General features: G+C 74.0%; 28 protein-coding genes. 12 read left to right on the top strand and 16 right to left on the bottom strand.

The features are described 5' to 3' along the window. Positions 1-150: 150 nt before the first annotated feature. Positions 151-429, top strand: coding sequence for a hypothetical protein (locus AC27L3_RS15460; protein ID WP_344438273.1), 279 nt, complete (start codon positions 151-153; stop codon positions 427-429). A gap of 39 nt (positions 430-468) precedes the next feature. Here the strand turns inward: AC27L3_RS15460 and AC27L3_RS15455 are convergent, their stop codons facing one another. Then, the gene (locus AC27L3_RS15455; protein ID WP_487234584.1) at positions 469-1,215 is read right to left on the bottom strand and encodes a ferritin-like fold-containing protein; all 747 of its coding nucleotides are present in this window, start codon (positions 1,213-1,215) and stop codon (positions 469-471) included. A 514-nt stretch (positions 1,216-1,729) separates the two neighbouring features. On the opposite strand from AC27L3_RS15455, the gene AC27L3_RS15450 reads away from it, so the two are divergent. After that, positions 1,730-4,021, top strand: a complete 2,292-nt coding sequence (locus AC27L3_RS15450; protein ID WP_487234583.1) for a DEAD/DEAH box helicase — start codon at positions 1,730-1,732, stop codon at positions 4,019-4,021. Between the two features lie 85 nt (positions 4,022-4,106). Beyond that, the gene (locus AC27L3_RS15445; RefSeq protein WP_487234582.1) at positions 4,107-4,973 is read left to right on the top strand and encodes an alpha/beta fold hydrolase; all 867 of its coding nucleotides are present in this window, start codon (positions 4,107-4,109) and stop codon (positions 4,971-4,973) included. Positions 4,974-5,135: 162 nt separating this feature from the next. Here AC27L3_RS15445 and AC27L3_RS15440 read toward each other — a convergent pair whose 3' ends face one another. Then, positions 5,136-5,930 (bottom strand): VOC family protein, encoded by a 795-nt coding sequence (locus AC27L3_RS15440; RefSeq protein WP_487234581.1) that lies wholly within the window; start codon positions 5,928-5,930, stop codon positions 5,136-5,138. Positions 5,931-6,177: 247 nt separating this feature from the next. On the opposite strand from AC27L3_RS15440, the gene AC27L3_RS15435 reads away from it, so the two are divergent. Continuing rightward, complete coding sequence (locus tag AC27L3_RS15435) at positions 6,178-6,330, top strand: hypothetical protein (RefSeq protein ID WP_164737832.1); 153 nt, start codon at positions 6,178-6,180, stop codon at positions 6,328-6,330. Positions 6,331-6,418: 88 nt separating this feature from the next. Here the strand turns inward: AC27L3_RS15435 and AC27L3_RS15430 are convergent, their stop codons facing one another. The 4 genes from AC27L3_RS15430 to AC27L3_RS15415 all read right to left on the bottom strand — a co-directional run bounded on the left by AC27L3_RS15430 (position 6,419) and on the right by AC27L3_RS15415 (position 9,528). Further along, a complete protein-coding gene (locus AC27L3_RS15430; protein WP_487234580.1) occupies positions 6,419-7,024 on the bottom strand; it encodes a MarC family protein in 606 nt (201 codons plus the stop codon). Positions 7,025-7,202: 178 nt separating this feature from the next. Further along, positions 7,203-8,066: a PHP domain-containing protein gene (locus tag AC27L3_RS15425; protein WP_365969424.1), complete on the bottom strand. Its 864-nt coding sequence runs from the start codon at positions 8,064-8,066 to the stop codon at positions 7,203-7,205. Positions 8,067-8,171: 105 nt separating this feature from the next. After that, the gene (locus tag AC27L3_RS15420; protein ID WP_487234579.1) at positions 8,172-8,813 is read right to left on the bottom strand and encodes a DUF6758 family protein; all 642 of its coding nucleotides are present in this window, start codon (positions 8,811-8,813) and stop codon (positions 8,172-8,174) included. A gap of 103 nt (positions 8,814-8,916) precedes the next feature. Continuing rightward, entirely contained in the window at positions 8,917-9,528 is a 612-nt protein-coding gene (locus AC27L3_RS15415) for a suppressor of fused domain protein (RefSeq protein WP_487234578.1), read from the bottom strand. A gap of 532 nt (positions 9,529-10,060) precedes the next feature. Between AC27L3_RS15415 and corA the strand changes: the two genes are divergently transcribed. Next, positions 10,061-11,176 (top strand): magnesium/cobalt transporter CorA, encoded by a 1,116-nt coding sequence (gene corA / locus AC27L3_RS15410; RefSeq protein ID WP_487234577.1) that lies wholly within the window; start codon positions 10,061-10,063, stop codon positions 11,174-11,176. A gap of 31 nt (positions 11,177-11,207) precedes the next feature. Here corA and AC27L3_RS15405 read toward each other — a convergent pair whose 3' ends face one another. Beyond that, on the bottom strand, positions 11,208-12,161 hold the full coding sequence (locus tag AC27L3_RS15405) for a DMT family transporter (RefSeq protein ID WP_487234576.1): 954 nt from the start codon (positions 12,159-12,161) through the stop codon (positions 11,208-11,210). Between the two features lie 271 nt (positions 12,162-12,432). On the opposite strand from AC27L3_RS15405, the gene AC27L3_RS15400 reads away from it, so the two are divergent. Further along, the gene (locus AC27L3_RS15400) at positions 12,433-12,951 is read left to right on the top strand and encodes a hypothetical protein (protein WP_487234575.1); all 519 of its coding nucleotides are present in this window, start codon (positions 12,433-12,435) and stop codon (positions 12,949-12,951) included. 47 nt (positions 12,952-12,998) lie between these two features. On the opposite strand, the gene AC27L3_RS15395 is transcribed toward AC27L3_RS15400, so the two are convergent. After that, entirely contained in the window at positions 12,999-13,757 is a 759-nt protein-coding gene (locus tag AC27L3_RS15395) for a hypothetical protein (protein WP_487234574.1), read from the bottom strand. A 159-nt stretch (positions 13,758-13,916) separates the two neighbouring features. Here AC27L3_RS15395 and AC27L3_RS15390 point away from each other — a divergent pair, with 159 nt between their 5' ends. Genes AC27L3_RS15390 through AC27L3_RS15380 form a run of 3 tightly spaced genes read left to right on the top strand, consistent with a single transcriptional unit; the run spans position 13,917 to position 17,046 of the window. Beyond that, positions 13,917-15,215, top strand: a complete 1,299-nt coding sequence (locus AC27L3_RS15390) for a magnesium transporter MgtE N-terminal domain-containing protein (RefSeq protein ID WP_365969417.1) — start codon at positions 13,917-13,919, stop codon at positions 15,213-15,215. Positions 15,216-15,237: 22 nt separating this feature from the next. Next, complete coding sequence (locus AC27L3_RS15385; protein WP_487234625.1) at positions 15,238-15,813, top strand: DUF1003 domain-containing protein; 576 nt, start codon at positions 15,238-15,240, stop codon at positions 15,811-15,813. Between the two features lie 42 nt (positions 15,814-15,855). Then, entirely contained in the window at positions 15,856-17,046 is a 1,191-nt protein-coding gene (locus AC27L3_RS15380; RefSeq protein ID WP_487234573.1) for an Mrp/NBP35 family ATP-binding protein, read from the top strand. Between the two features lie 79 nt (positions 17,047-17,125). On the opposite strand, the gene AC27L3_RS15375 is transcribed toward AC27L3_RS15380, so the two are convergent. The 5 genes from AC27L3_RS15375 to sigE all read right to left on the bottom strand — a co-directional run bounded on the left by AC27L3_RS15375 (position 17,126) and on the right by sigE (position 22,564). Next, positions 17,126-17,833: a hypothetical protein gene (locus AC27L3_RS15375; RefSeq protein WP_344438304.1), complete on the bottom strand. Its 708-nt coding sequence runs from the start codon at positions 17,831-17,833 to the stop codon at positions 17,126-17,128. Positions 17,834-17,948: 115 nt separating this feature from the next. Next, positions 17,949-18,374 (bottom strand): sec-independent translocase, encoded by a 426-nt coding sequence (locus AC27L3_RS15370; RefSeq protein WP_344438305.1) that lies wholly within the window; start codon positions 18,372-18,374, stop codon positions 17,949-17,951. A gap of 108 nt (positions 18,375-18,482) precedes the next feature. Continuing rightward, positions 18,483-21,008, bottom strand: a complete 2,526-nt coding sequence (locus AC27L3_RS15365) for a S1C family serine protease (RefSeq protein WP_487234572.1) — start codon at positions 21,006-21,008, stop codon at positions 18,483-18,485. A 93-nt stretch (positions 21,009-21,101) separates the two neighbouring features. After that, on the bottom strand, positions 21,102-21,800 hold the full coding sequence (locus tag AC27L3_RS15360) for a zf-HC2 domain-containing protein (RefSeq protein ID WP_487234571.1): 699 nt from the start codon (positions 21,798-21,800) through the stop codon (positions 21,102-21,104). Then, positions 21,797-22,564 carry an RNA polymerase sigma factor SigE gene (sigE, locus tag AC27L3_RS15355; protein ID WP_487234570.1) on the bottom strand — a complete coding sequence of 256 codons (768 nt, stop codon included), beginning with the start codon at positions 22,562-22,564 and terminating at the stop codon, positions 21,797-21,799. Before sigE ends, AC27L3_RS15360 begins: the two co-directional genes overlap by 4 nt. Before the next feature lie 176 nt (positions 22,565-22,740). On the opposite strand from sigE, the gene AC27L3_RS15350 reads away from it, so the two are divergent. Further along, complete coding sequence (locus AC27L3_RS15350; RefSeq protein WP_365969410.1) at positions 22,741-23,406, top strand: O-methyltransferase; 666 nt, start codon at positions 22,741-22,743, stop codon at positions 23,404-23,406. Between the two features lie 126 nt (positions 23,407-23,532). On the opposite strand, the gene AC27L3_RS15345 is transcribed toward AC27L3_RS15350, so the two are convergent. After that, on the bottom strand, positions 23,533-23,700 hold the full coding sequence (locus tag AC27L3_RS15345) for a DUF3117 domain-containing protein (RefSeq protein WP_079123638.1): 168 nt from the start codon (positions 23,698-23,700) through the stop codon (positions 23,533-23,535). Between the two features lie 324 nt (positions 23,701-24,024). Here AC27L3_RS15345 and chcB point away from each other — a divergent pair, with 324 nt between their 5' ends. Continuing rightward, complete coding sequence (chcB, locus tag AC27L3_RS15340; protein WP_487234569.1) at positions 24,025-24,825, top strand: 2-cyclohexenylcarbonyl CoA isomerase; 801 nt, start codon at positions 24,025-24,027, stop codon at positions 24,823-24,825. A gap of 92 nt (positions 24,826-24,917) precedes the next feature. Here chcB and AC27L3_RS15335 read toward each other — a convergent pair whose 3' ends face one another. Both AC27L3_RS15335 and AC27L3_RS15330 read right to left on the bottom strand, forming a co-directional pair. After that, entirely contained in the window at positions 24,918-25,508 is a 591-nt protein-coding gene (locus AC27L3_RS15335) for a DNA-3-methyladenine glycosylase I (protein WP_487234568.1), read from the bottom strand. Continuing rightward, complete coding sequence (locus tag AC27L3_RS15330) at positions 25,505-25,876, bottom strand: DivIVA domain-containing protein (RefSeq protein WP_487234624.1); 372 nt, start codon at positions 25,874-25,876, stop codon at positions 25,505-25,507. Before AC27L3_RS15330 ends, AC27L3_RS15335 begins: the two co-directional genes overlap by 4 nt. Before the next feature lie 107 nt (positions 25,877-25,983). Between AC27L3_RS15330 and folP the strand changes: the two genes are divergently transcribed. After that, positions 25,984-26,844: a dihydropteroate synthase gene (gene folP / locus AC27L3_RS15325; RefSeq protein WP_487234567.1), complete on the top strand. Its 861-nt coding sequence runs from the start codon at positions 25,984-25,986 to the stop codon at positions 26,842-26,844. Positions 26,845-26,927 lie beyond the last annotated feature (83 nt).

The following is a 26,927-nucleotide window of genomic DNA, read 5'->3' as shown; positions in this document are numbered from 1 at the left end:
CGTCGTGGTGCACGGCGTCGTTGACGCTTCGTCGTTCACGCGTCGTGGTGCACGGCCGGGACGCGAGGGTTGCCCGCGGCGGGCCCGGGGTAGGACCGCTACGACCGAATTGCACCCCGCTTCTCGGCTACCTCACAGGAGGGTGACGACATGATCCTCTGGGAAGCGCTCGGCTCGGTCCTCATCGGACTCGCCGTCTCCTGGACGGCCCTGCGCCGGCTTCCCGCGCGCTACGGGCAGTTCCGCTCCCGCCCGCTGGCCCTGGCCACCGGCCCGGTCGCCGCACTCTTCGGCGCCCTGCTGGGCCACACGGTGCTGGGCCCCGGCCACACCCTGGGCACCCTGGGGGTGTCGCTGGGAGTGACCGTGGCCCTGCTGTCCCTGCTGTTGCGGCCCGCAGGCCGGCCGCGCCGATCAGCGACGGCCTGAGCGCCCGCTGCGGATCCCGCGGTGCTGCGCCCCCGACCCTTAGGCCGCCAGGCCCAGCGCGGCCATGCGCTTGGTGTGCGCCTCGGTGATCCGCGAGAACATCCGGCCGACCTCGGCCAGGTCGAAACCAGCGGCCACGCCGCCCACCAGCATCGTCGACAGGGCGTCCCGGTCGGCCACCACGCGCTGCGCCTGGGAGAGCGCCTCGCCCATCAGCCGGCGCGCCCACAGCGCGAGCCGCCCGCCGACGCGCGGGTCCGCCTCGATGGCGGCCCGGACCTTTTCGACCGCGAAGGAGGCGTGCCCGGTGTCGTCCAGCACACCCAGCACCAGGGCCCGGGTGTCGGTGTCCAGGCGGACGGCGACCTCGCGGTAGAAGTCACTGGCGATCGAGTCGCCCACATACGCCTTGACCAGGCCCTCCAGCCAGTCCGAGGGCGCGGTCTGGCGGTGGAACTCGTCCACGCCCGCCGCGAACGGCTCCATGGCCGCCGTCGGGGGCGCGTCGATGGCCTCCAGGCGGTCCCGCAGCCGCTGGAAGTGCTGGAACTCCGCCGCGGCCATCTTGGCCAGGGCGGCCTTGTCGTCCAGCGTGGGCGCCAGCTTGGCGTCCTCCGCGAGCCGCTCGAAGGCGGCCAGCTCGCCGTAGGCGAGCGCGCCGAGCAGGTCCACGACGGCCGCCCGGTACTGCGGGTCGGCCGAGGCCTGGGCCCAGTCCTGGGCGGCGATGCCGGTGTCCTCGGCAGGGGCACCGGTGACGTTCTCTGGCGTGTCGGGCGTGTCCATGCAGCGAACGATAGCCCGCCGCGCGCCACGACGAAGCCCCTGGTCAGACAGTTCGCACCGATCCGGACACGGGATCGTCCCGACACGGATGCACGATTCCGGGGTACAGTGCTAAGAGGCCAGCCGAGTATTCGGCCGGCCCAACTCATGCTGTGTCTTCTGGAGGCGAGTCTCCAGGGCTCCAGCGGATGCCCGGTCGGTGGCCCGATCGGCTTCCACACAACCGACCGCCCTCCCCGCGGTGCGTACGAGGCGTACGCACACCAGGAGGGTCCGCTCGCGGCTCGTGTGCACGAGCGAAGGCAGTGGTCCCGCGCCACCCCGGCCCCCCGTGGCCGGTGCGCCACCCCGGCGCGGTCCGTACGTCCCTTGCGTACGACCCCCTTCGCCGCCTCGCGCCGCGTCTCACAGAAGAGGCAAGATTCTGTCCACTTTCCGCGAACTCGGGATTCTGTCCGAAACCGCCGAGGCCCTCGAGGCCGTCGGCATCGTGCATCCGTTCCCCATCCAGGAAATGACGCTCCCGGTCGCCCTCTCCGGCTCCGACGTCATCGGCCAGGCCAAGACCGGCACCGGAAAGACGCTGGGCTTCGGCCTCCCCCTGCTGGAGCGCGTCGTCGTCCCCGCCGACGTCGAGGCCGGCCGCGCGGCCCCGGAGGAGCTCACCGACGCCCCCCAGGCGCTCGTCGTCGTCCCCACCCGTGAGCTGTGCCAGCAGGTCACCAACGACCTGCTCACCGCCGGCAAGGTGCGCAACGTCCGCGTCCAGGCCATCTACGGCGGCCGTGCCTACGAGCCGCAGATCGAGGCCCTGCAGAAGGGCGTCGACGTCATCGTCGGCACCCCCGGCCGCCTGCTCGACCTCGCCGGCCAGAAGAAGCTGAGCCTGGCCCACGTCAAGTCCCTCGTCCTCGACGAGGCCGACGAGATGCTCGACCTGGGCTTCCTGCCCGACGTCGAGCGCATCATCACCATGCTGCCGGCCAAGCGGCAGACCATGCTGTTCTCGGCCACGATGCCGGGCGCGGTCATCTCGCTGGCCCGCCGCTACATGTCGCAGCCCACGCACATCCGCGCCACCGCGCCGGACGACGAGGGCCAGACCCACGCCAACATCGCGCAGCACGTCTTCCGCGCCCACAACATGGACAAGCCGGAGATGGTCGCCCGCATCCTGCAGGCCGAGGGCCGCAACCGCGCGATGATCTTCTGCCGCACCAAGCGGACCGCCGCCGACATCGCCGAGCAGCTCACCCGGCGCGGCTTCGCCGCGGGCGCCGTCCACGGCGACCTCGGCCAGGGCGCCCGCGAGCAGGCGCTGCGCGCCTTCCGCAACGGCAAGGTCGACGTCCTGGTCTGCACCGACGTCGCCGCGCGCGGCATCGACGTCGACGACGTCACCCACGTGGTCAACTACCAGTCCCCCGAGGACGAGAAGACCTACCTGCACCGCATCGGCCGCACCGGCCGCGCGGGCAAGTCGGGCACGGCCGTCACGCTGGTCGACTGGGACGACATCCCGCGCTGGAAGCTCATCAACAAGGCTCTGGAACTGCCGTTCGACGAGCCCGAGGAGACGTACTCCACGTCCCCGCACCTGTACGAGGCGCTGGGCATCCCCGCCGGCACGAAGGGCATCCTGCCCCGCTCCGAGCGCACCCTCGCCGGCCTCGCGGCCGAGGAGATCGAGGACCTCGGCGAGCCCGGCGGCCGCGGCCGCCGCGGCCGTGACCGCGACCGCGACCGCGACCGCCGCGAGGCGGTGGCCGAGGAGCGGCCGGCCCGCACCCGCACCCGCCAGCGCCGCCGCACCCGCGGCGGGGCCCCGCTCGGGGCCGCGGACGCGACGCCGGTCGCCGAGACCACCGCGACCGCACCGGGCGCGCCCGAGACCCCGGCCCGCCCGCGCCGGCGCCGCCGCACCCGCGGCGGGCTGAGCACGGCCGGTACGGCGGCGACGCCGCTCGCCACGGCACCGGAGGCGGAGGCGGCCACGGAGGCCGTCGAGGCCGTCGCGGCCGTCCCCACCGAGGCCCCGGAGACCCCGGCCGCGCCGCGCCGCCGCCGCACCCGCACCACGCGCCCGGCGCCGGAGGCTGCTGTCGCCGTCGAGGCGGCCGAGGCCGTGGTCGAGGAGAAGCCGAAGCGGACCCGCACCACCAAGAAGGCCGCCGAGGCCGTCGTCGAGACGGTGGAGGCCGCCGAGGCCAAGCCCAAGCGCACCCGCGTCGCCAAGAAGGCCGCCGCGGCCCCCGTCGAGACGGCCGAGGTCGTCGAGGAGAAGCCGAAGCGGACGCGCGCCAAGAAGGCCGTCGAGGCCGTGGTCGAGGCCGCCGAGGTCGTCGAGGAGAAGCCCAAGCGCACCCGGGCCAAGAAGGCCGTCGAGACCGTCGTGGACACCGCCGAGGCCACCGAGGCCAAGCCGAAGCGCACCCGCGTCGCCAAGAAGGCCGCCGCGGCCCCCGTCGAGACGGCCGAGGTCGTCGAGGAGAAGCCGAAGCGGACGCGCGCCAAGAAGGCTGCCGAGGCCGTGGTCGAGGCCGCCGAGGTCGTCGAGGAGAAGCCCAAGCGCACCCGGGCCAAGAAGGCCGTCGAGACCGTCGAGGCAGCCGAGGAGAAGCCCAAGCGGACCCGCACCAACAAGAAGGCCGCCGAGGCCGTCGTCGAGACGGTGGAGGCCGCCGAGGCCAAGCCCAAGCGCACCCGCGTCGCCAAGAAGGCCGCCGCGGCCCCCGTCGAGACGGCCGAGGCCACCGTGCCGAAGCCGCGGCGGACGCGCGCGGCCGCAAAGAAGGCCGAGGCGTAAGGTTCGCGCCACGCCGTGACGGTGCCGGTCACCCCCTCGGGGGTGGCCGGCACCGTGCGTTGCGGGGCCGCGCTAGCCTCGGCGCATGAGCCGGCCCCCGTTCCTCGCCCTGCCCGGGTGCGCCTCCGCGTACCGCCTCCGCACCGCCCGCGGTGAGTTCGCCGTGCACGATGCCCGCCCCGGGGGCGGTGACGTGCGCGGCACCGTGCTGCTCGTGCCGGGGTTCACCGGGAGCAAGGAGGACTTCATCGCCCTGCTCGCACCCCTGGCGGAGGCCGGGTTCCGGGCCGTGGCCGTGGACGGGCGCGGGCAGTACGAGACGCCGGGGCCGCGCGACGAGGCGGCGTACGACCAGCAGGAGCTGGCCCTCGACGTGCTGGCCCAGGTGGAGGCGGTCGGCGGCGGGGTGCATCTGCTCGGGCATTCGCTGGGCGGATTGATCGCGCGGGCGGCCGTCCTGAAGGACGCGGCACCGTTCCGGTCGCTGACGGTCATGAGCAGCGGCCCGGGGGCGATCTCCGCGTCGCAGCAGGCCCGTACCCGGCGTCTGCTGCAGGCGCTGCCGGTGCTGGACATGGAGAGCATCTGGCGGGAGATGCAGCGCGAGGACACCGCGAACCCGCCCGAGGACACGGACGTGGCCGCCCCCGCGCCCGGCGTGACGGAGTTCCTGCACCGGCGCTGGCTGGGCACGGTGCCGGAGCAACTACTGGTGACCGGGCGTCAGTTGACCGAGGAGCCGGACCGCACGGCGGAGCTGGCGCGGGTGCCGCTGCCCAAGCACGTGATCTCCGGCGAGCTGGACTACGCCTGGCCGGTGCCGCACATCGATGCGATGGCCGAGGAACTGGGCGCGGTGCGCACGGTGGTGCGGGGTGCCGGCCACTCCCCCAACGCCGAGCAACCGACGGCGACGGCGCGCGCGCTGCTGGACTTCTGGACCGCGGCCTAGGCGCCCCGTAGGGGCGCGGGACAGTATCGATCTGCGGCTCCGCCGCGTGGGCGCGACAAGCCGCGACGCGCCCGCAGACGGAGTGCCGGGCCGCGCCCGGGCCCCTGGGGCGGCACGTCGGCTGCAGGCCGCAGGTGGCCGATCGCGCAGTTCCCCGCGCCCCTACGGGGCGCAGCCGGTTTCGTCGCGGTCGGTGATGGTGAAGAGGCCGCCCTCGGGGTCGCGCAGGGTTGCCGCGCGCCCGGCGCGGGAGTGGGCGGGTTCGGAGACGAGTGCGCCGCCCGCGGCGAGCGCGGCCTCGACGGCCTTCTCGACGTCCTCGACGCGGAAGTACACGTGCCAGCGCGGCCGGATGCGGGGGTCGGGGTCGGCCTCGACGGCTCCGCCGCGCAGGCAGGCGACGGTGCGGCCGTGGGATTCGACGGTGACGGCGTCGTCCTCGTAGCGGACCTCGCAGCGGTCGGGGCGTTCGACGGCCCATTCGAAGATCTCGCCGTAGAACATGGCGGCGGCGAAGGCGTCGCGGGTGCGCAGTTCGAGCCAGGCGGGGGCGGAGCCGGCGCCGATGCTCCAGCTGGAGAGCTTCTCGCCCTCCCAGAAGCCGAAGACGGCGCCCGCGGGGTCCGCGGCGAGGGCGACGCGGCCGCGGCCGACGGTGAGCGGTCCGACGGCGACGGTGGCGCCGCGTTCGCGGACGCGGGAGGCGACGAGGTCGGCGTCACCGACGGCGAAGTAGCAGGTCCAGTTGACGGCGACGCCGAGGCCGCGGGCGGCGTCGCTGAGGCCGGCGACGGGCTGGCCGTCGGAGAGTGCCACCATGAAGCCCTCCCCGAGGGAGCCGGGCCGGTAGGTCCAGCCGAGCACGGCGCTGTAGAAGTCCTGCGCGGCGGGGAGGTCGGCCGTCAGCAGGCTCACCCAGCAGGGCTGGCCGAGCCCCGTGCGCTCCGTGGCGGACATGGCCGATCGCCTCGCTTCTGTTCCGGGTATGCCACAGGTGGCGAGGAGGCCGTCCGGCCATGCGGCGACCGCCCCACTGTCAGGGTTCCACTCGCACTCCCCGAGCGCACTCCGGCGCGCGGCCGCGACTGCAGTCGTTAGACAGCAGAAAAATTTCTTTAGCGTAGGGAATGTTTGAGTCCCTCAACCCGTTGGACAGGGTGAAACCTACAGTTCTCCTCAGGAGGATCAGACGAAGGGAGAAGCCGTGCGCTTCGAGATCATGCGCCTGGACGACGTCGACGGCACCGCCGTGGACAGCACCGTCGTGGACGCCGCCTCCGTCAACCGGATCGTGCAGCAGGCCGCCTCCATCGGCCAGCGCATCTACATCCGCCCAGCAGATTCCTCGGTCCGGTAGCGCCCGGCGTCACCTCCGAGTACGCACGACGCCCCCGTACGGCACCGGTCCGTACGGGGGCGTTTCGCGTGTTGCGCGCCGCAGCGCCTCAGTGCTTGGTGATCACCTGGGTGATGCCGTTGATGATCTGCTGCACGGCGAGGGCGGAGAGCATCATGCCGGCGAGCCGGGTCACCAGCACCACGCCGCCGTCCTTGATCACGCGGATGATGTGCAGCGAGTTGCGCATCACCAGCCACAGCACGACGTGGATGGCGGCGATGGCGCACCACACGGAGACCTGCGCGGCGAGGGAGTCGGCGCGCTGCACCGCGAGGATGACCGAGACGATCGCACCGGGGCCGGCCAGCAGCGGCATGCCGAGCGGCACGAGGGCGACGTTGACGTCCTTGGTCTGCTTGGGCTCCTCGGACTTGCCCGTCAGCAGGTCGAGCGCGATGAGCAGCAGCAGGAGGCCGCCCGCGATCATCAGCGCCGGGGTGGTGATGTGCAGGTAGTCCAGGATCTGGCGGCCGCAGATGCCGAAGACGGTGATCACGCCGAAGGCGACGGTGGCAGCCTGCCACGCCATGCGCTTTTGGACCTTGGCGGGGCGGCCCGCCGTGAGCGCGAGGAAGATCGGCGTGATCCCGGGCGGGTCCATGATCACGAACAGGGTGAGGAAGAGGGAGCCGAAGACAGCGACGTCGAACACAGGGGAGCCTTGCAGGAGAGCGATCTGGAGCAGGAGGGTGCGGGGGGTACAGGGGGGTGCGGGGAGCGACCCGTCTCGTACGGCCGCGGCAGGCGCGGGCGCGGACGGGTACGGGCAGGGGCGTACGCCTGCGGCCACCGCGGGTGGACGCGGGATACGAACCCGACGCGCGGAGAGGTCAGCCGCCGGCGCCCGGGACGGGAAAGGCGCCCGTCGCGCGGCGCGTGATCTCGCCGTAGATCTCGGGGTCGGTCGTGAACTCGCCCAGGCGGCAGCTCTTGCGGCTGCCGTGGTAGTCGCTGGAGCCGGTGGGCAGCAGGCGCAGATCCGCGGCGAGGCCCCGCAGCCTGGCCCGGGTGGCGGCGTCGTGGTCCATGTGGTCCACCTCGATGCCGTCCAGACCGGCCGCGGCCAGCTCGGCTATCTGCCCTTCCGAGACGCAGGCGCCGCGCTTGAGGGCGAGCGGGTGCGCGAGGACGGTGACCCCGCCGGCCGCCTTGACCAGGCGGATCGCATCGAAGGGGTCGAGCTCGTGCTTCTCGACGTAGGCGCGGCCGTCGCCGGCGAGCCACTCGGGCGTGAAGGCGTCGGAGACGCTGCCGATCACACCGAGCTCCACCATCGCCGAGGCCACGTGGGGCCGTCCGACGGCGCCGCCGTTCGCGAGGGCGGCGACGCGCTCCCAGCGCACCGGCACGCCCAGCTCGTTGAGCTTGGCCACCATGGCCCGCGCGCGCGGCTCGCGGTCGTCGCGCACGAGCTCGCGCTCGCGGGCGAGCTCCGGCTCGGCCGGGTCGAAGAGGTACGCCAGCATGTGGACGCTGAAGCCGTCGGCGCCGGTGAAGCGGCAGGAGAGCTCGGCGCCCGGCACCAGGGTCAGGCCCGCGGGCAGGGCGGCCGCGGCCTCCGCATGGCCGCCGACCCCGTCGTGGTCGGTCAGGGCGACGACGTCCAGCCCGGCGGCGGCCGCCTTGCGGACCAGCTCGGCGGGGGTGTCCGTACCGTCCGAGGCCGTGGAGTGGGTGTGCAGGTCGATGCGCACGGCACGGCTCCCAACGGCGGCTCTGAAACGGGCGAGGACCGGTTCAGGATAACCGTCGGCCGGGGCCGCCCCGGCGCAGCGACCGACCGCGGCCGCCGGGCGGGATCAGGGCGAGATGATGCGGGGCGAGAGCGCCCCGCAGGGCAGCAGGTCGACCTCGGCGCCCGCGTCGCGCAGGTCGGTGAGCACCAGCTCGTCGTACATCAGCAGGCCGGACTGCTCCGGCCAGACGATCGCCCACAGCCACAGGCCGCGGGCCTCGCCCGCGAAGACCGCCCGGTCGCCGGGGGTGCCCTCGACGTGCCAGAGGGGGGTGGGGCGGCCGGCCGCGTGCACCTTGGCGTCCGGCGGGCCGTCGACGCGCAGCCGGGGGCCGGGGTCGGGGCCGTCGACGCCGGCGTAGCGGGCGCCGAGCCCCACACCGAGCTCCTCGGCGACCAGCAGCAGCTCGCCCGGGCCGCCCAGCGGGCTGGGCCCGGAGCAGGCGACGGCGGTGGCCCGGCCGCCGCTGCGGTCGTCACCCGCGCAGATCACGCCGGTGAACAGCCAGCCCACGGGAAGGGGCCAGGGCATCCACACCGGCACCCGGGCGCGCCCGACCACGACGGACAGCGCTTCGACGCTCGGCGGGACGACGGGCTGCAGAGGGTGCACGGTGCCGTGCACGGCACACTGCCACGAGTCGGCGAAGAGTCCGGGCGCACGCACCCGGCCACCGCACCTCGGGCAACTGGGTTCGCCCCTCATAGCCTCCAACGGTCCTACCGGGCCGCCCTCCCGTCAAGGACGATCACCCGTCCGGAGTCGGCGCCCGACCTCCCTTCCGGACATCACGGCGCCGCCGTGCGGCTCACTCCCCCAGCGGCACGCCGGCGCGCAGCGGGTCGCGCAGGTCGGTGCCGCTGCGCAGCCACCGCTCCTGCAGGGCCGCCGCGCCGTGCACGCGCTTCCAGGCGGCCTCGTTCGGCGTCATCGGCAGCAGGGGCAGGAAGCGCACCGGGTCCATCGGCTCGTCCAGCTCCAGATCCGGCACCAGGCCGCCGGACTCGGCGACCAGGACGGAGGTGAAGGGCGCGCCCGGCCACAGCGGCTCGCCGGTGTCGAGCGAGGCGCCGGGCGCCACGATCAGGCCCTCGACCTGCGGGGTCGCGGCGAGCACGGCGAGCGGGCGGAGCACCTTGTCCGTGTCCGCGCGGCCGGCGCGCACGGTGAGCACCAGCTCGGCACGCGGCCCGCGCAGCGGGTCGGCGAAGGCGGCGGTGGGGTCGGTCATGGGATGGGCGGACATGCCGAGGGTGGCGTAGCGCACGATCTCCCCGGCGCCGCTGCCGTCGTCGTCCGCGGCGCGGAAGCGCAGGACCTCGATCCGGTCCGTGCCGAGGAAGGTCACCGCGGCGCGGGCGTCCGGCTCGCCCAGTGCGGTCAGCAGTCTGGCCTCGGCCAGCGCGAGCACATCTGACATGCAGTGAGCATAGAACGCGTATCGAACAGGCAAAGGGGGGCCTTGACGCTCCGGGCGACTGCTAGCCTGGTCTCGCCTCGGCCTGCGGTCCGGGGGTTTGACGATCGTCCCCCAGCGGGGACCGGCCGGAGGAGGTGGGGCTGCGATGGATCCTAGTCGACCGTGCAGTACCGACAGTTCTCCCGTCAGCCCGCCGCGGACGCGCCGTACCGCAGTGATCTGAGAGTTTTCGGAGCCGGGGCCGTGCGCCTGCGCAGGCCGGCCCGGAAGCCCTTTCACGCCGCAGCACTTGACGGAAGAGCGCCCTTCGTTCGCTTTGTTCCGTGTTCGCCGCCGGAGCCCTTCCCCGCGAAGTGCCCCGCGAACTGCCGTCAGCCCGTACGCACTGCACGAAGCGCCGCCCGATTCGCGGACGTCCCGTCGTCCTTGTCCGGCTTGTCCCGGCCGCTCCCGGCCGGACTGCACGCCTGCGATTCCGGCTGCGTTGCGCCCTGCGCCCCCGCTGACGGCCGGCCCGTGAAGGAGCCAGCCCATGTCGATGATCCGTGACCTGCGCGCCGCCGTCCGCCCCGCCCTGCGCCGGGTGCCCACCACCGGCGGAGGCGGCGGCTACGACCCCACGCGCGACCACTCGGCCAGCACCGCCGTCGTCGACTGCGCCGTCTACCGCGACGGCAAGCGCGCCAGCGACCACGTCACCCCGGCCGAGGCCATGCGCCGGGTGCGCGCCGAGGGCGGCTTCGCCTGGATCGGCCTGCACGAGCCCACCGAGCAGGAGTTCGCGGGCATAGCCCGGGAGTTCGGCCTGCACCCGCTGGCCGTGGAGGACGCCGTCCACGCCCACCAGCGGCCCAAGCTGGAGCGCTACGACGAGACGCTCTTCACCGTCTTCAAGACCATCCACTACGTCGAGCACGCCGAACTCACCGCCACCAGCGAGGTCGTGGAGACCGGCGAGGTGATGTGCTTCACCGGCGAGGACTTCATCATCACCGTCCGGCACGGCGGCCAGGGCTCGCTGCGCGCCCTGCGCCACCGGCTCCAGGAGGACCCCCAGCTGCTGGCCAAGGGGCCCTCGGCCGTGCTGCACGCCATCGCCGACCAGGTCGTCGACGGCTACATAGCGGTGGCCGACGCCGTGCAGGACGACATCGACGAGGTCGAGATCGACGTCTTCTCCGAGCCCAGCAAGGGCAGCCGGCGCGGCGGCGACGCCGGGCGGATCTACCAGCTCAAGCGCGAGGTGCTGGAGTTCAAGCGGGCCGTGACCCCGCTGATCCGGCCGATGCAGCTGCTGAGCGAGCGGCCGATGCGGCTGGTCGACCCGGACATCCAGAAGTACTTCCGGGACGTCGCCGACCACCTCGCGCGCGTCCACGAGCAGGTGGTCTCCTTCGACGACCTGCTCAACTCCATCCTCCAGGCCAACCTCGCCCAGGCGTCCGTCGCCCAGAACGAGGACATGCGCAAGATCACCTCGTGGGCGGCCATCTTCGCCGTCCCCACGATGATCGCCGGCATCTACGGCATGAACTTCGACCACATGCCCGAGCTGCACTGGAAGTACGGCTACCCGGCGGTCATGGTCGTCACGGTGGCCATCTGCGTGACGATCCACCGCGGCTTCAAGCGCAACGGCTGGCTGTAGCGGCCGGCCCCCGGGGGCGCCGGACCAGGCCCTACGCCCCGGGCCCGGCCCGCCGGTCGGCCATGACCACCAGGGCCAGCCCGGCCAGGATCACCGCCAGCGCCGGGTACGCCACGACCGGCGGCCGCTGCCCCAGCCACACCGCCGCGATCAGCGCGGCACCCGGCGTCTCCAGCAGGATCGCCGTCGACGTCACCGACGGGCCCAGACCCTTCACCACCCGGTTGAACAACGAGTGCCCCAGCAGCTGCGCGGTCAGGGTCAGCAGCGCCAGCTTCAGCCACGCCTCCCCGCCGTAACCACCGAGGCGCACCCCGCCCACCAGGCACGCGCCCAGCAGCAGCACGGTGGTGGTCGCGTAGCAGACGTACGTGTACGCCACCGTGCTCAGCGTCCGCCGCACCTCCGCCCCCAGCAGGACGTACCCGGCCCCCGCCATGCCGCCCGCCAGGGCCAGGGCGTCCCCCGTCAGCGCACGCGCCGACAACGACAGGTCGACACCCGTCAGCATCAGCACCCCCGCGAACGCCACCGCCGTACCCGCCCACACCAGCGCGGGCGGCCGATGCCCGCGCAGGCGCAGCAGCAGCGTCGTCCACAGGGGCGTCGTGGTCACCAGCGCCGTCGAGGAGGCCACCGACGTCATCTGCAGGCTCGGCAGCCACACGCCGAAGTGCAGGGCCAGCAGGGCCCCCGCCGCCACCGCCAGCACGGCGGCCCGGCGGCCCGCGCCGCGCAGCTCCGCCCGGTGCCGCAGCAGCACCAGCGGGCTGAGCACCCCCACCGCCATGGCATTGCGCCAGAACGCGATCGCCAGCGCCGGCGCCGCCGTCGCCGCGATCAGCGGCGCCGACAAGGACACACCGGCGATCGCCACGGCCAGGAGCAGCAACTCCAGGCGGACATGGCCGACGGCCGCGGAATCCGGCGCCGTGACCTGCGCGGTCGTCGATACGGCGGCACGGCGGGCGGGGGCGGCAGTCACCCCACCAGCCTAGGGTCTGCCCGGCGGACAAGCAGTGGGCGCGACACGTCCCCCGTCCGCGGGCGCGCCGTGGCTTGTCGCGCAGTTCCCCGCGCCCCTATGGGGCGCCGTGGGCCGGGGCAGTGCCCCGTCAGGGGCGCGGGGAACTGCGCGATCGGCCACCGACGGCCCGCAGTCGACGTGGCGCAGCCGCAGATCGGGCGCTGCCCCGCGCCCCTGCCGGGGCGCCGTGGCCGCGGCGCGCGCCAAGGCCCCGCATAAGGTAGAGCGCATGACGATGACGGAGCCGCTGTCGCGGGCACTGATCGAAGAGGCCACCAAGAAGTCCGGTCTCATCTGGGTGCAGGGGCCCACCGGGCCCAGCCGGGCACTGTGGCACGTCTGGCACGACGGGGCCGCCCACGTCATCGGCGGCGGCGCCGGTGAACAGCCCGTGGCCGACCTCGGACTCGCCGACGGCGCCACCGCCACGGTGACCGTGCGCAGCAAGGACAAGGGCGGCCGGCTCGTGACGTGGACGGCCGCCGTCGCCGAACTGCCTCCGGGCGGGGAGGCGTGGACCGCGGCCGTGGCCGAGCTCAAGGGCAAGCGGCTCAACGCGCCGGACGCGGAGCGGATCGAGGAACGGTGGGCGCAGCAGTGCCGCGTCCTGCGGCTGACTCCGTCGGGGGCGGTCGGCGACCTGCCGGACGGCTCGCTGGCGGCGACGCCGCTGCCGAGCCCGGCGACGACGCGGCGCGCCATGCCGGCGGCGCTGCCGCGGCTGCTGCGGCGCGGCCGGCGCCGCTGACGCGGCGGGTTGGTGCGGCCCGGTGGGCCGCACCGGCAGGCGCCGGCTCAGCCGCCGACCGGGCTGCCGACGCCGCCGGGGATCTGCAGTTGTTTGCCGTAGTCCACTGTCTGCGACTTCTGCGGTGCGGTCAGCGCGAAGTCCTTGCCCCAGCCGTCCAGCTCCAGCTGCCCCGCCCCGCCGGCCCGCTGCACCCGCAGGGGGTACGGCGCGCCGCTCAGCGAGACGTCGAGCGTGCCGCCGCTGCCTCCGCCGCCCGTGACGCGGACGGTCCGTACGCCGCCCACCGCTCCGTGTTCGCCGCGCGCCAGCTTGCCGTGCAGGCCGATGAGCCCGTCGAGCAGGACGTTCTTGTCGGTGAAGCCCTTGAGCCGCTGGTAGGAGGGGTCGTCGCCGGGCACCTTGACGTATTTGTCGTCGAGTTTGCCCGCCGAGACGGACGCCGCCGGCGAGGACGTGGCGCCGCGCGTCCAGAAGGCGGCGGGGGCCTTGAGGTAGAGGTCGTCGCCGACGCGCAGCAGTTCGAAGGCGGTGGGGCCGGCCGAGACGCGGCCGATGCCGCCGTCCTTCTTCAGGCGCATGTCGATGCGGTAGGTGCGGCCCTGGGTGACGACGTTGCCGGACAGGTGCACGGCGTCGGCGGAGTTCGCCGCGGTGCGGGCCTTGTCCTGGATGGCGGCGGGTTCGAGCTTGCCGACGCCGTTGGTGCCCGCGTCGGGGTCCTCGCCCCCGGTGCCGCAGGCCGTGAGGACGGCCGTCAGGCCGGCGCACAGCGCTCCCACGAGAGCCGCGTTACGGGTTCGCACCTTGAGCCCCTGCCTCCTGCTTACCGGTGGATACGGCAGCGTACCCGCCGCCCCCGCGGTGGATCGCGGCAGTCCGTACGGCCCTCTCTCCCGTGCCGGGGCAAACCGGGTCACGTTAGCCTGAACCGGACCGACGAAACCGTGAGGAGGTGCGCGGCCATGGCAGGAGGCGCGCCGCGGGTGTTCGTCTCCCACCTGTCGGGCGTGGCCGTCTTCGACCCCAACGGCGACCAGGTGGGCCGCGTCCGCGACCTGGTGGCGATGCTGCGGGTGGGCGGCCGGCCGCCGCGCGTGCTGGGCCTGGTCGTGGAGGTCGTCAGCCGCCGCCGGATCTTCCTGCCGATGACCCGGGTGACCGGCGTGGAGTCGGGCCAGGTCATCACCACGGGCGTGGTGAACATGCGCCGCTTCGAGCAGCGCCCGACGGAGACGATGGTGCTCGGGGAGCTGCTGGACCGCCGGGTGCGGCTGGTGGAGTCGGACGAGGAGGTGACCGTCCTCGACGTGTCGATCACCCAGCTGCCGGCCCGCCGCGACTGGCAGATCGACAAGGTCTTCGTCCGCCGCGGCAAGGGCGGCGCCCTGCGCCGCAAGGGCGAGACGCTGACCGTGGAGTGGTCGGCGGTCACCGGTTTCTCGCTGGAGGAGCACGGTCAGGGCGCGGCGAACCTGCTGGCCACCTTCGAGCGGCTGCGCCCGGCGGACCTGGCGAACGTCCTGCACCACCTGTCCCCCAAACGGCGTGCCGAGGTCGCCGCCGCCCTCGACGACGACCGGCTGGCCGACGTGCTGGAGGAGCTGCCGGAGGACGACCAGATCGAGATCCTCGGCAAGCTGAAGGAGGAACGCGCCGCGGACGTGCTGGAGGCCATGGACCCCGACGACGCCGCCGACCTGCTCTCCGAGCTGCCGGAGGAGGAGAAGGAGCGGCTGCTGACGCTGATGGAGCCGGGGGACGCGGCGGACGTGCGCCGGCTGATGGCGTACGAGGAGCACACGGCGGGCGGTCTGATGACCACCGAGCCGATCGTGCTGCGGCCGGACGCGACGGTGGCCGACGCGCTGGCCCGGGTGCGCAACCCGGACCTGTCCCCCGCGCTGGCCGCCCAGGTGTACGTGTGCCGGCCGCCGGACGAGACGCCGACCGGGAAGTACCTGGGCACCGTGCACTTCCAGCGGCTGCTGCGCGACCCGCCCTTCACCCTGGTGGGCTCGCTGGTGGACACCGATCTGCGGCCGCTGCCGCCGACGACGCCGCTGCCGGCGCTCACCAGCTACCTGGCCACGTACAACATGGTCTCGGTGCCGGTGGTGGACGAGAGCGGTTCGCTGCTGGGCGCGGTCACGGTCGACGACGTCCTGGACCACCTGCTGCCGGAGGACTGGCGGGAGACCGAACTGCACCACGGGGTCCCGGGGATGACCGACCTGCCGGAGGCGACCCGTGGCCGGGACTGACCGCGGCGGCCGCGACTTCGGGCTGCACAGCCGCACCGAGCGGGCGGCCGAGCGGGCCCGGGCCCAGTCGGCGGCCGTCCACCCGCACGAGCGGGCGGCGCCGCGCGTACGGCTGGACCTGCCGCGGGCCAAGCGGCGCGGCTGGCTGCCGGAGTACGACCCGGAGGCGTTCGGGCGGCTGTCGGAGAAGATCGCCCGGTTCCTGGGCACGGGGCGCTTCATCGTCTGGATGACGGTCGTCATCATCCTGTGGGTGGTGTGGAACGTCTCGGCGCCCGGACGACTGCGCTTCGACCAGTACCCGTTCATCTTCCTGACGCTCGCCCTGTCCCTGCAGGCGTCGTACGCGGCGCCGCTGATTCTCCTCGCGCAGAACCGCCAGGACGACCGGGACCGGGTCAACCTGGAGCAGGACCGCAAGCAGAACGAGCGCTCCATCGCCGACACCGAGTACCTGACGCGGGAGATCGCGGCGCTGCGCCTGGGCCTGGGCGAGGTGGCGACGCGGGACTGGATCCGCTCGGAGTTCCAGGAGCTGGTCAAGGAGCTGGAGGAGCGCGGGGTATTCCCACCGGAGAGTGAGGAAGGCGACCGCTGAGAGGCTTTCCCCGGGCCCGCCGCCGCGCCGTACCATCGGGGCATGGCTACCGACACTCCCCCAGAGCCTTCGGCCTGGGAGGTACCCCCAGGCTCCGCCGCGCCGAGCGATGAGGCGATCCGCGCCGCGCTCGCGACGGTCAACGACCCCGAGATCCAGCGACCCATCACCGACCTGGGGATGGTCAAATCGGTGGAGATCGCGGCGGACGGTACGGTCGCGGTCGCCATCTATCTGACGGTCGCCGGCTGCCCCATGCGCGACAAGATCACCTCCCTGGTGACCGAGGCCGTCTCGCGCGTCGAGGGCGTCGCGGGCGTGAGCGTCGAGCTGGACGTGATGAGCGACGAGCAGCGCCGCGAGCTGGCCTCCTCCCTGCGCGGCGGCCAGGCCGAGCGCGAGGTGCCCTTCGCCAAGCCCGGCTCGCTGACCCGGGTGTACGCGGTGGCCTCCGGCAAGGGCGGCGTCGGCAAGTCCTCGGTAACGGTCAACCTGGCCGCGGCCATGGCGGCCGACGGGCTGAAGGTCGGCGTCGTCGACGCCGACATCTACGGCCACTCCGTGCCGCGCATGCTGGGCGCGGACGGGCGTCCCACCCAGGTCGAGAACATGATCATGCCGCCGTCGGCCAACGGGGTGAAGGTCATCTCGATCGGCATGTTCACCCCCGGCAACGCGCCGGTCGTCTGGCGCGGCCCGATGCTGCACCGCGCGCTGCAGCAGTTCCTCGCCGACGTCTACTGGGGCGACCTGGACGTGCTGCTGCTGGACCTGCCCCCGGGCACCGGCGACATCGCCATCTCCGTCGCCCAGCTGGTGCCCAACGCCGAGATCCTCGTCGTCACCACGCCTCAGCAGGCCGCGGCCGAGGTCGCCGAGCGGGCCGGCTCCATCGCCGTGCAGACCCACCAGAAGATCGTCGGCGTCGTCGAGAACATGTCCGGGCTGCCGTGCCCGCACTGCGACGAGATGGTCGACGTCTTCGGCACCGGCGGCGGCCAGCTGGTCGCGGACGGCCTCTCCCGCACCACGGGCACCACTGTGCCGGTGCTGGGCTCGATCCCGATCGACGTACGCCTGCGCGAGGGCGGCGACGAGGGCAAGCCGGTCGTGCTGACCGACCCCGACTCCCCCGCCGGCAGCGCGCTGCGGGCCATCGCCGGCAAGCTCGGCGGCCGCCAGCGCGGCCTGGCGGGCATGTCGCTGGGCATCACGCCGCGCAACAAGTTCTGAGCCGCAGAAGGAACACGGGTAAGGGGCTGTCCTCCATGGAGGACAGCCCCTTACCCGTGCGGCGTCTCCTCGTGCGGCGTCACTGGTAGTCGGTGATGTTCTTGATCACCGCGAAGCCCATGCCGTACGCGCTCATCCCGCGCCCGTACGCGCCGATGTGCACCCCGCCCTCCTCGGGCGAACCGGCCAGCACCCAGCCGTACTCCGACTCCCGGTAGCGGAAGTCGGTGGGCACCCCGTCGACCGGCAGCGACAGCGTCGACCACGGCGCCTCGTCCAGGTGATCGGCCAGCTCCCAGGCCAGCGCCGTCTGCTGGTCCAGCCAGTCCTGCCGCAGCGCCCGCTCCATCTGGGACGGCCAGGTGCAGGCCAGCAGGCCCGAACCGGCGAGCCAGGCGGCCGAGGAGACCGAGGTGGCCTCCAGCACGCCCGTACCGTCCGCGCTGCGCCGCACCGGCCTGCTGGCCACCGTCACCACGACCGCGAACCGCTGGGTGGCCGTCTCGTGCTCGACCCGGCCCATCCGCAGCTGCGGCTCCACGCCGTGCCCGGTCGCACCGTGCTCCACGGTGCCGTCCGCCGCGGCACCCACCTGCATCAGCCAGCGCGGCCCGGTGTAGGCCCCGTCCAGGCCGTACCACGGGAACGACGCCAGGAGATAGCCGTCCACCGAGCGCCGGTCCCCGGGATCGCCCGGGACCCCTTCCCGCGCCTGAACGGCGGACGCATCGGCCGTACCGGCGGCAGTGCCGCCCCCGTGCGCCCCAACCCGACCCGTCGTCTCCATCTGCGCGGCGCCTCCTCGTAGCCCCTCGTCATGGGCGCGCCGACCGTCACGGTCGGCTGCACTCCAAACACAGGGAGAATAGCCACCCCCGTCAATGGGGACCCGCATACCCGGGTCAGGTGGCGTCGGCGTCGTAGGGGGGTCGCTCGCCCGGCTGGAGGTTCTCGCGCTTCTTCAGGAGGTCCGGAGTGCCGGCCGAGGGCGCCGCCGGCTCCGGGGTGCGGCCGTGCACCGCGTCCGCGACCTCGGCCATGTCACCCTTGAAGTCGAAGCCGTTGCGGATCTCCTTCAGCCCCAGCTCGTCCTTCTCCAGCACGTGCTTGCGCACGAACGTCTTGGGGTTGAGGTCCTCGAACTCGAAGTCCTTGAACTCCGGACCCAGCTCGGAGCGGATGTCCTCCTTGGCGTTCTCGGAGAACTGCCGGATCCTGCGCAGGGTGCGCGACACGTCCTGGATCAGCTTCGGGAGCTTGTCGGGGCCGAAGATGAGCACGGCAAGGACGACGAGCGTGACCAGCTCGAGGCCTCCTATGTCGAGCACGTTGCACAGCTCCTTGAGGGTCGGCGGCCGGGGGTCGGCCGCCTATCACGGTACCTGGCCGGGCGGTCCCCCCGGGAGACACGTCCGCCAATAAAGGACGAACACACGTCAGCCCGAGGAGGCCGAGCCCAGCACCAGTCGCACCGTGCGCCGGGCCCCGTCGTGCTCGACGGTCAGCTCCAGACCGTCACCGGGATGGTGACTGCGCACCTTGACGATCAGCTCCTGGCCGCTGTGCACGGGCACGCCGTCCACCTTCGTGATCACGTCGCCCGGCCGGATGCCCGCCTTCTCGGCGGGACTGCCCGGGCTCACGCCCGGAGTGCCGGCACTGTCGGTGTTCACCCGTGCGCCGTCGCCCGAGTAGCCCATGTCCACCGAGACGCCGATCACCGGATGGGTGGCCCGCCCGGTACGGATCAGCTCCTCGGCGACGCGCCTGGCCTGGTTGATCGGTATCGCGAAGCCCAGGCCGATGCTGCCGCCCTGGCTGCGGCCGGAATCGCCGTTGCCGTCCCCCGCCGAGCGGATGGCGCTGTTGATCCCGATGACCCGGGCCTGCGCGTCCATCAGCGGGCCCCCGGAGTTGCCCGGGTTGATGGGGGCGTCCGTCTGCAGCGCGTTCACGTAGCTCACGTCGCTGCCGCCACTGCTGTCCTCGTCGTCGCCCTTCTTGTGACCGCCCGCGGTGATCGGCCGGTCCTTGGCGCTGATGATCCCGGTGGTCACCGTGCCGGCGAGGTCGAACGGTGCACCGATCGCCACGACCGAGTCGCCGACGCGGACGGAGTCGGAGTTGCCGAGCGCGAGCGGGCTCAGGCCCGCGATCCCCGACACCTTGATGACGGCCAGGTCGTAGCCGCCGTCCCGGCCGACGAGGGTCGCCTTCGCGCTCTGCCCGCCGTTGAAGGTCACGGATATGGACCCGCTGCCGGAGGCAGCCGCCTGCACCACGTGATTGTTGGTGAGGATGTGCCCCTTCTTGTCCAGCACGAACCCGGTACCGGTGCTCTGGCCGCCACCACCGCGCACGTGAATGGTCACCACCCCGGGCAGCGCCCGGGCGGCGATCCCGGCAATGCTCCCGGGCGCGCGCTCCCCGCCCCCGGCGGACGCCTGCGGCAACACGACACCGCTCTCGAAGGCCCCGTTGCGCTCCAGGTACACGCCCACGCCCCCACCGACCACACCGGCGACGAGGGCCACCCCGACGGCCCCGGCGATCAGCCGCGCGCGGCTGCGGTTGCCGTCCTTGGACGGCGGAGCGCCACCCCCGCCGACGGCGGCAGCGGCCCACGGGTCGTAGGCCCACACGCCGCGCGCCGGCGGCGCGGCGGCGCCGGGCGCCAGGTGCCCGGCCGGCGCGCCCACGGGCGCGACGCCCGAGGCCGGCGCCTCCGACGGGACGCCGGTGCCTTCGGCCGGCCGACCCGGGTCGGGCGCGAACCCGGCCCTGGCCTCCCCGGCGGGCACGGCGGCCGCCGGGGGCGCGACAGGCGTGTCCACGGGCGCGGCCGGCACGCCGGCGGCGGTCGCCGGGGGCCCGGCGGGCACGCCTGCGGGCGCCGTGTCGGCCGCCTCGTCGGCGGGAGCGTCGTCCTCCGTTGCCGGAGGCCCGGCGGGCAGGCCCGCGGCCGCCCCGCCGGCGGGGGCGTCCGCCGTTGCCGGGGGCGTGCCTGCCGGCTGCGCCGGCGCGGCCTTGTCCAGCCGCACGGGGGCAGCGGGAGCGGCTCCCGGCCGGGCCGCAGCCGCCGGTGCAGCGTCGCAGGCGCCGCCATCCGTCTGCGCGGCGCCCTGGGCGGCCGTCGACGCGGGAGCGGGCCCGCCGGTCGGAACCGGTGCGGCCTCGTCCGCAGCCTGCACCGGGGCGCCCGGTACCGGAGCCGCGGAGGGCGGAGCCGTCTGCGGCATCGCCGGAGGCGCCGGCTGGGCCGGGACGTGGAGCTGGGGCAGGGTGGGGCGCTGGACGGGCGGGGCCGGGGCCCACGGGCCCGGGCCACCGTACGGCGGCGTGCTGTACGGGTCGGGCGCGTGCAGCGGGCGCTGCGACTGCGCGGCGGGCGCCGGGACGCCGGCGCCGTAGGAGCCACCCTGCAGCACCGCCCCATCGGCGGCGGGAGTGCCGGGCGCGGTCGCCGCCGGGACACCGGCACCGTACGAGCCGCCCTGCGGCACCGGACCCGCAGCGCCGGGCGCCGTCGGCTGCGCCGGGACACCGGCCCCGTACGAGCCACCCTGCAGCACCACCCCATCGGCGGCGGGAGTGCCGGGCGCGGTCGCCGCCGGGACACCGGCACCGTACGAGCCGCCCTGCGGCACCGGACCCGCAGCGCCGGGCGCCGTCGGCTGCGCCGGGACGCCGGCGCCGTAGGAGCCACCCTGCAGCACCGCTCCATCGGCGGCGGGTGCCGGGGCGCCGGCCCCGTACGAGCCGCCGTGCGGCGCAGCACTGCCGGTCGCCGCCGGGACGCCGGCACCGTACGAGCCGCCCGGCGCAGCCGTGCCGTGCGGCATGGGTGCCGTCGGCTCGGGGGTGGCGTGGGGCGTCGGGGCGGCGGGGCCGCGGTTCCACCAGTGGCGGCGCTTCGTCGGCGCGGACGCGCGCGCCTGACCGTCGTCCATGCCCATGCTCATGGCTCTCCCCGTTCGTCCGTGGGGCGCGGCGGGCGCGCTCCACGGACGATTACACCAGGTCCCCGCGCGTACGCGGAGGGGAGGTGGGCGGCCTCAGGGAGCGGTGGCGGCCGGCCCCGCGAGGCCGGCGCGGGCCAGGGGTGGCAGGGCCGGGGCCGGGGAGGGCCGCAGCAGCGAGACGCTCCTGGCGGGCTGTTGCCGCTCGCTGCCGGCCCGGCGGGCGAGGTCGCGTTCGTTGCCCGCGTAGCCGGGGGTGACGGCGAGGGTGTTGGCGGCCGTGCCGGGCCCGCCGCCGCGGCTCTGGGGCGGTGCGACGGCGGTCTGCAGCGGCTGTGCTCCGGCCAGGGCGATCGCGGCGAGCGAGACGGCTCCGGCGGCGGCGAAGGCGAAGCGGCGCCCCCGGGAGGCGGCGCGGACGGCTGCCGCGTCCGCCGTCTCGCAGTGTGCGTCAGGGTTGCGCACGGGGTGGATGCGGAAGCCGCGGTCGAGCGGGAGGACGGCGACGCCGCCGGGTGGGCCCGACGGGCCGTCACCGTCCTCCCGGCCGAGGTCCGCGACGGGCAGGCTCTGGAGCCTGGCGAGCAGTGAGTCGGACAGGGGGGGTGGTGCGGACTGCGCGAACACGTTCTTGAGCCGGCGCTGCGCGTCGGCTTCGGCTTTGCATTTCCAGCAGGTGGCGAGGTGGGCGAGCACCCGCTCCCGCGATTCGTGCCCCAACTCCCCGTCGACGAGGGCAGCGAGGCGGTCGCCGAGGTGGTGCTCGGCGGGGGACTGACCGCCGGAGGTGGTCACGCGAGTCCGACCTCCCCACCCGTGGCGACGGCGGCCACGGCGCGCTGCTCGGACCGGGCGGCGGGCGAGCGGTGCTGCAGGGCCTTGCGCAGGTGCGAGCGGCCGCGGTGGATGCGGCTGCGCACGGTGCCGAGCTTGACGTTGAGGGTTGCGGCGATCTCCTCGTAGGAGAGGCCCTCGATGTCGCACAGGACGACGGCGGCGCGGAACTCCGGGGCGAGGGTGTCCAGCGCCTGCTGGACGTCCGCGTCGAAGTGGGTGTCGTTGAAGTGCTGCTGCGGGGAGGGCTCGCGGCTGGGCAGCCGCTCGGCGGCGTCCTCGCCGAGCGCGTCGAAGCGGATGCGCTGCCTGCGCCGGACCATGTCGAGGAAGAGGTTGGTGGTGATGCGGTGCAGCCACCCCTCGAAGGTGCCGGGGGTGTAGGTCGACAGGGAGCGGAAGACGCGGACGAAGACCTCCTGCGTCAGGTCCTCCGCGTCGTGCTGATTGCCCGTCAGGCGGTAGGCGAGGCGGTAGACCCTGGCGCTGTGCGTGCTGACGATCTCCTCCCAGCTGGGGGGAGTCCAGGCCTGCGGATCCGCATCGGTGGCGAAGGTCGCGGTGGTTGCGGCGTCGGCGGCGGTGGAACGGTCAGCGGTGTAGGTCACGGATTTCGGCTCGGCGGCGGACCTCGGACGCAGGAGCCGGAGCAACCCGCGGCGGTCGCCGACCGCAGCCGCACCTCCCCTGTCGGCTCTGGTGGTGTCCAGTGGAGCCCCTACCATATCCACCTCGCCCGTTAGCTCCGGATAAGCATTTTTGACCCGGATTTTGTCCTTGATCCACCGGATTCGTGGACGCCCTTCCGGGCCCGGGCGGTTCCGGCTGCGCCCGTGCTCTCCTGCCCCCTCAACGCCCGGTCCCATCTGCGGGTTCCCGGGGGCAGCGGATACAGTCACCGTTGCGTCGACTACGGGGACAGGAGAGGGCCATTACCGGCAACCAGCAGACCAGCTGGGCGTTCGCCGATGTGTTCGTCGCCGAGGACGAGGCGCTGCGCTGGGCCCGGGAGCGGGCCTACGACGCAGGGCTCCGCTCGGTGTCGAACGGCACCGGCGCGGCGCTGCGCCTGCTCGCCGCCGCGGTGGACGCCAAGGCCGTCGCCGAGATCGGCACGGGCACGGGCGTCTCCGGCATCCACCTCCTGCACGGCATGCGCCCCGACGGCGTGCTCACCACGGTGGACAGCGACCCCGAGTGCCAGCAGTTCGCCCGGCAGGCCTTCCGCGCCGCCGGCTTCGCCGCCAACCGGGCCCGTTTCATCCCCGGCCCGGCCCTGGAGGTGCTGCCGCGCCTGGCGGACGGGGGCTACGACCTGGTCTTCTGCGACGGGGACCGGCTGGAGTGCCTGGACTACCTAGCCGAATCGTTGCGCCTGCTGCGGCCGGGCGGGCTGGTGTGCTTCGAGGGGGTCTTCGCCGACGGCCGCACCGTCGACGCGTCCCTCCCGCCGGCCGAGGTCCAGCACCTGCGCGAACTGCTGCGCACGGTGCGCGAGTCGGCGGCGCTGGTGCCGTCGCTGCTGCCGGTGGGGGACGGCCTGCTGTGCGCCGTCCGGCGCGGCTGACCCGGCGGCGGCGCGGGGGGCGCGTACGGCGCCGTACGACCGGGCCCCGGGCATGCCACCGCCCCGGGGCCGGACGGAACCGGCCACCGGGGCGGTGGGACATTCAATGGCCTGTGCGCCTGTGCGTCAGACGGCGACCTTCTCCAGGGCCTCGCCGAGAGCCTTGGCCTCATCCGGGGTCAGCTCGACGACGAGACGACCGCCGCCCTCAAGCGGAACCCGCATGACGATGCCCCGCCCCTCCTTGGTCACCTCGAGCGGGCCGTCGCCCGTCCGCGGCTTCATGGCCGCCATGCTCGTTCCCCTTCCTGAAACCAGCTTGTCGCAGCCGACAACCCAGGTGTCACCGGCATCGAACACATTGCTTCCAGGCCATTATCCCGCATCGCGCGACCCAATGACCAACATCGGTCCGCAATCCTTCGGCAACACGCTGCCGCAAAACCACTCAATTCGGCGATCGCGCGGTATTCGCGGGTCCCTCTCGGGGCCCTCACGGTGGCCGATTCTTTGACGCAGGTCACATATCGGCTGCGGATGATCTCCGGCATCCTGGCCCCCGTAACCAGAACGGTATGGGGGCCACCCCATCCGGAGCCGACGGAGGAGGGGCCGCACATGGCGGACGCCGTGCTGTACGAGGTGACCGACGGGCTCGCGACGATCACGCTGAACCGTCCCGACGCGATGAACGCGATGAACACCGAGACCAAGGTCGCCCTGCGCGACTGCCTGCGGCAGGCCGCCGGGGACACGGCCGTACGGGCGGTGCTGCTGACCGCCACCGGGCGGGCCTTCTGCGTCGGCCAGGACCTCAAGGAGCACGTCGGCGCACTCGCCGCGGACCGGGAGCACGGCACGCGCGACGCCATGAACACGGTCGAGGAGCACTACAACCCGATCGTCACCGCGATCGCCGGCATGCCCAAGCCCGTCGTCGCCGGGGTCAACGGGGTCGCGGCGGGAGCCGGTGCGGGCTTCGCCTTCGCAGCGGACTACCGGGTCGTGGCGGACACCGCGTCCTTCAACACGTCCTTCGCCGGGGTCGCGCTGACCGCCGACTCCGGGGTCTCGTGGACCCTGCCCCGCCTCATCGGCCACGGCCGCGCCGCCGGCCTGCTGCTCTTCCCCCGGAACGTGCCGGCGCAGGAGGCGTACGACCTGGGCATCGCGAACGAGATCGTCCCGGCGCAGGACCTCGCGGAGCGGGCGCGCACCGTGGCCCGGAAGCTGGCGGAGGGCCCCACGGGCGCCTACGCGGCGATCAAGGAGTCCCTGGCGTACGGGGCCGCGCACGGGCTGGTGGAGACCCTGGGCACGGAGGAGCGGCTGCAGCGGGCCGCGGCCACGACGGAGGACCACGGCATCGCCGTGGCCGCCTTCCTCGCCAAGGAGCGCCCCCGCTTCACGGGCCGCTGAGGCCGGCGCCGAGCGGATCTCCGTCACGCCGCAGCGCCCCGTAGGGGCGCCGTGGTGCCCCGCGACGAAGATCCCCCTGACTGCCACGCGCGCTAGCGCGCGTGGCAGTCCGCCAGGTGGTCGTTCACCAGCCCGCACGCCTGCATCAGCGCGTACGCCGTCGTCGGCCCCACGAAGCGGAAGCCGCGTCGCTTGAGCTCCTTCGCCAGCGCCGTCGACTCCGGCGTGATCGCCGGTACGTCCGCCGCCGTCCTGGGCGCCGGGCGGCCCGGCGAGGGGGCGAAGGACCACACGAGGGCGTCCAGCTCCCCCGGGCCGAGCTCCGCCGCGGCCCGGGCGTTCGCGATCGACGCGGTGATCTTCGCCCGGTTGCGGATGATGCCGGTGTCGGCGAGCAGCCGCTCGACGTCCGCGTCGCCGAAGGCGGCCACCTTCGCGATGGAGAAGCCGGCGAAGGCCGTCCGGAAGCCCTCGCGCCGCCGCAGGATCGTCAGCCACGACAGGCCCGACTGGAACGCCTCCAGGCATATCCGCTCGAACAGCGCGTCGTCGCCGTGCACCGCGTGGCCCCACTCGGTGTCGTGGTAGACGCGGTAGTCCGCCCCGGACTCGGTGTCCAGGCCGCCCCAGGGGCAGCGGGCCAGCCCGTCCGGGCCGACGACGACAGCGCTCGCGGTGCTCATGACGCCCCCTCCTCGTGGCCCTCGGGGCCCCGCGTCTCCTTGTCCAGCAGCCCCCGCACCCCTATCGCCGCGGCCTGCGCGCCGGCGAGGGCGGCCTCCAGCTCGGCGATGCGGGCGTCGCGCTCGGCGAGCTCGGCGCCGAGGCGGTCGAGGGCGTCGTCGGTCTCGGCCATGCGGTAGCCGCGCAGGGCGAGCGGCAGGCGCAGCGCCTCGACGTCGGCGCGGGCGACCGGGCGGCTGCCGGGCAGGGGCCAGGCCATGCGCTCGGGCGCCGCCTCGGGCAGCACGCCGCGGTCGCCGCCGCCGGCCACGGCGAGCGTGACCGCGGCGACCACCACGACCAGCGCGATGAGCAGGAACCAGAACACGGCCGTCTCCCCGTCAGTCATCCGTCAGCCAAACCGTCCACCCCGATCGTGCCATGCCCCACCGACAGTTAAGGTCGCTGCCGGACCACGGAGAGGAAGCTGGGGACATGCTGAGGCTGGGACGGCGCGAGTTCGCCGACCACGAACCGGTGATCATGGCGATCGTGAACCGCACGCCGGACTCCTTCTACGACCAGGGCGCCACCTTCAGCGACGAACCGGCACTGGCCCGCGTGGAGCAGGCGGTGGCCGAGGGTGCCGCGATCATCGACATCGGCGGGGTCAAGGCGGGCCCGGGCGAAGAGGTGACGGCCGAGCAGGAGGCCCGCCGGACGGTGGGCTTCGTGGCGGAGGTGCGCCGCCGCCACCCGGACGTGGTGATCAGCGTGGACACCTGGCGGCACGAGGTCGGCGAGGCGGTGTGCGAGGCGGGCGCCGACCTGCTCAACGACGCCTGGGGCGGGGTGGACCCGAAGCTGGCCGAGGTGGCGGCCCGGCACGGCGCGGGCCTGGTGTGCACGCACGCGGGCGGCGTGGAGCCGCGCACCCGCCCGCACCGGGTGGAGTACGAGGACGTGATGGCGGACATCCTGCGCGTCACGGTGGGGCTGGCCGAGCGCGCGGCGGCGCTGGGCGTGCGGCGCGACGGCATCCTGATCGACCCCGGCCACGACTTCGGCAAGAACACCCGCCACTCGCTGGAGGCGACGCGGCGGCTGGAGGAGATGACGCGGACGGGGTGGCCGGTGCTGGTCTCCCTGTCGAACAAGGACTTCGTCGGGGAGACCCTGGCCCGGCCGGTCAAGGAGCGGCTGCTGGGCACCCTGGCCACGACGGCGGTGTCGGCGTGGCTGGGCGCACAGGTCTACCGCGTCCACGAGGTGGCGGAAACGAAGCAGGTGCTGGACATGGTCGCCTCCATCGCCGGCCACCGCGCCCCTGCGGTGGCCCGCCGCGGCCTGGCCTAGCGCCCCGTGAGGGGCGCGGGGCGGTATCGATCCGCGGCTGCCGCCGCGTGGGCGCGATCGGCCACCGACGGCCCGCAGTCGAC

This window comes from Streptomyces sp. PKA51 (genome assembly GCF_057552455.1).
The sequence above is the reverse complement of the archived record's forward strand: the minus strand, read 5'-3'. Positions and strand labels throughout refer to the sequence as shown.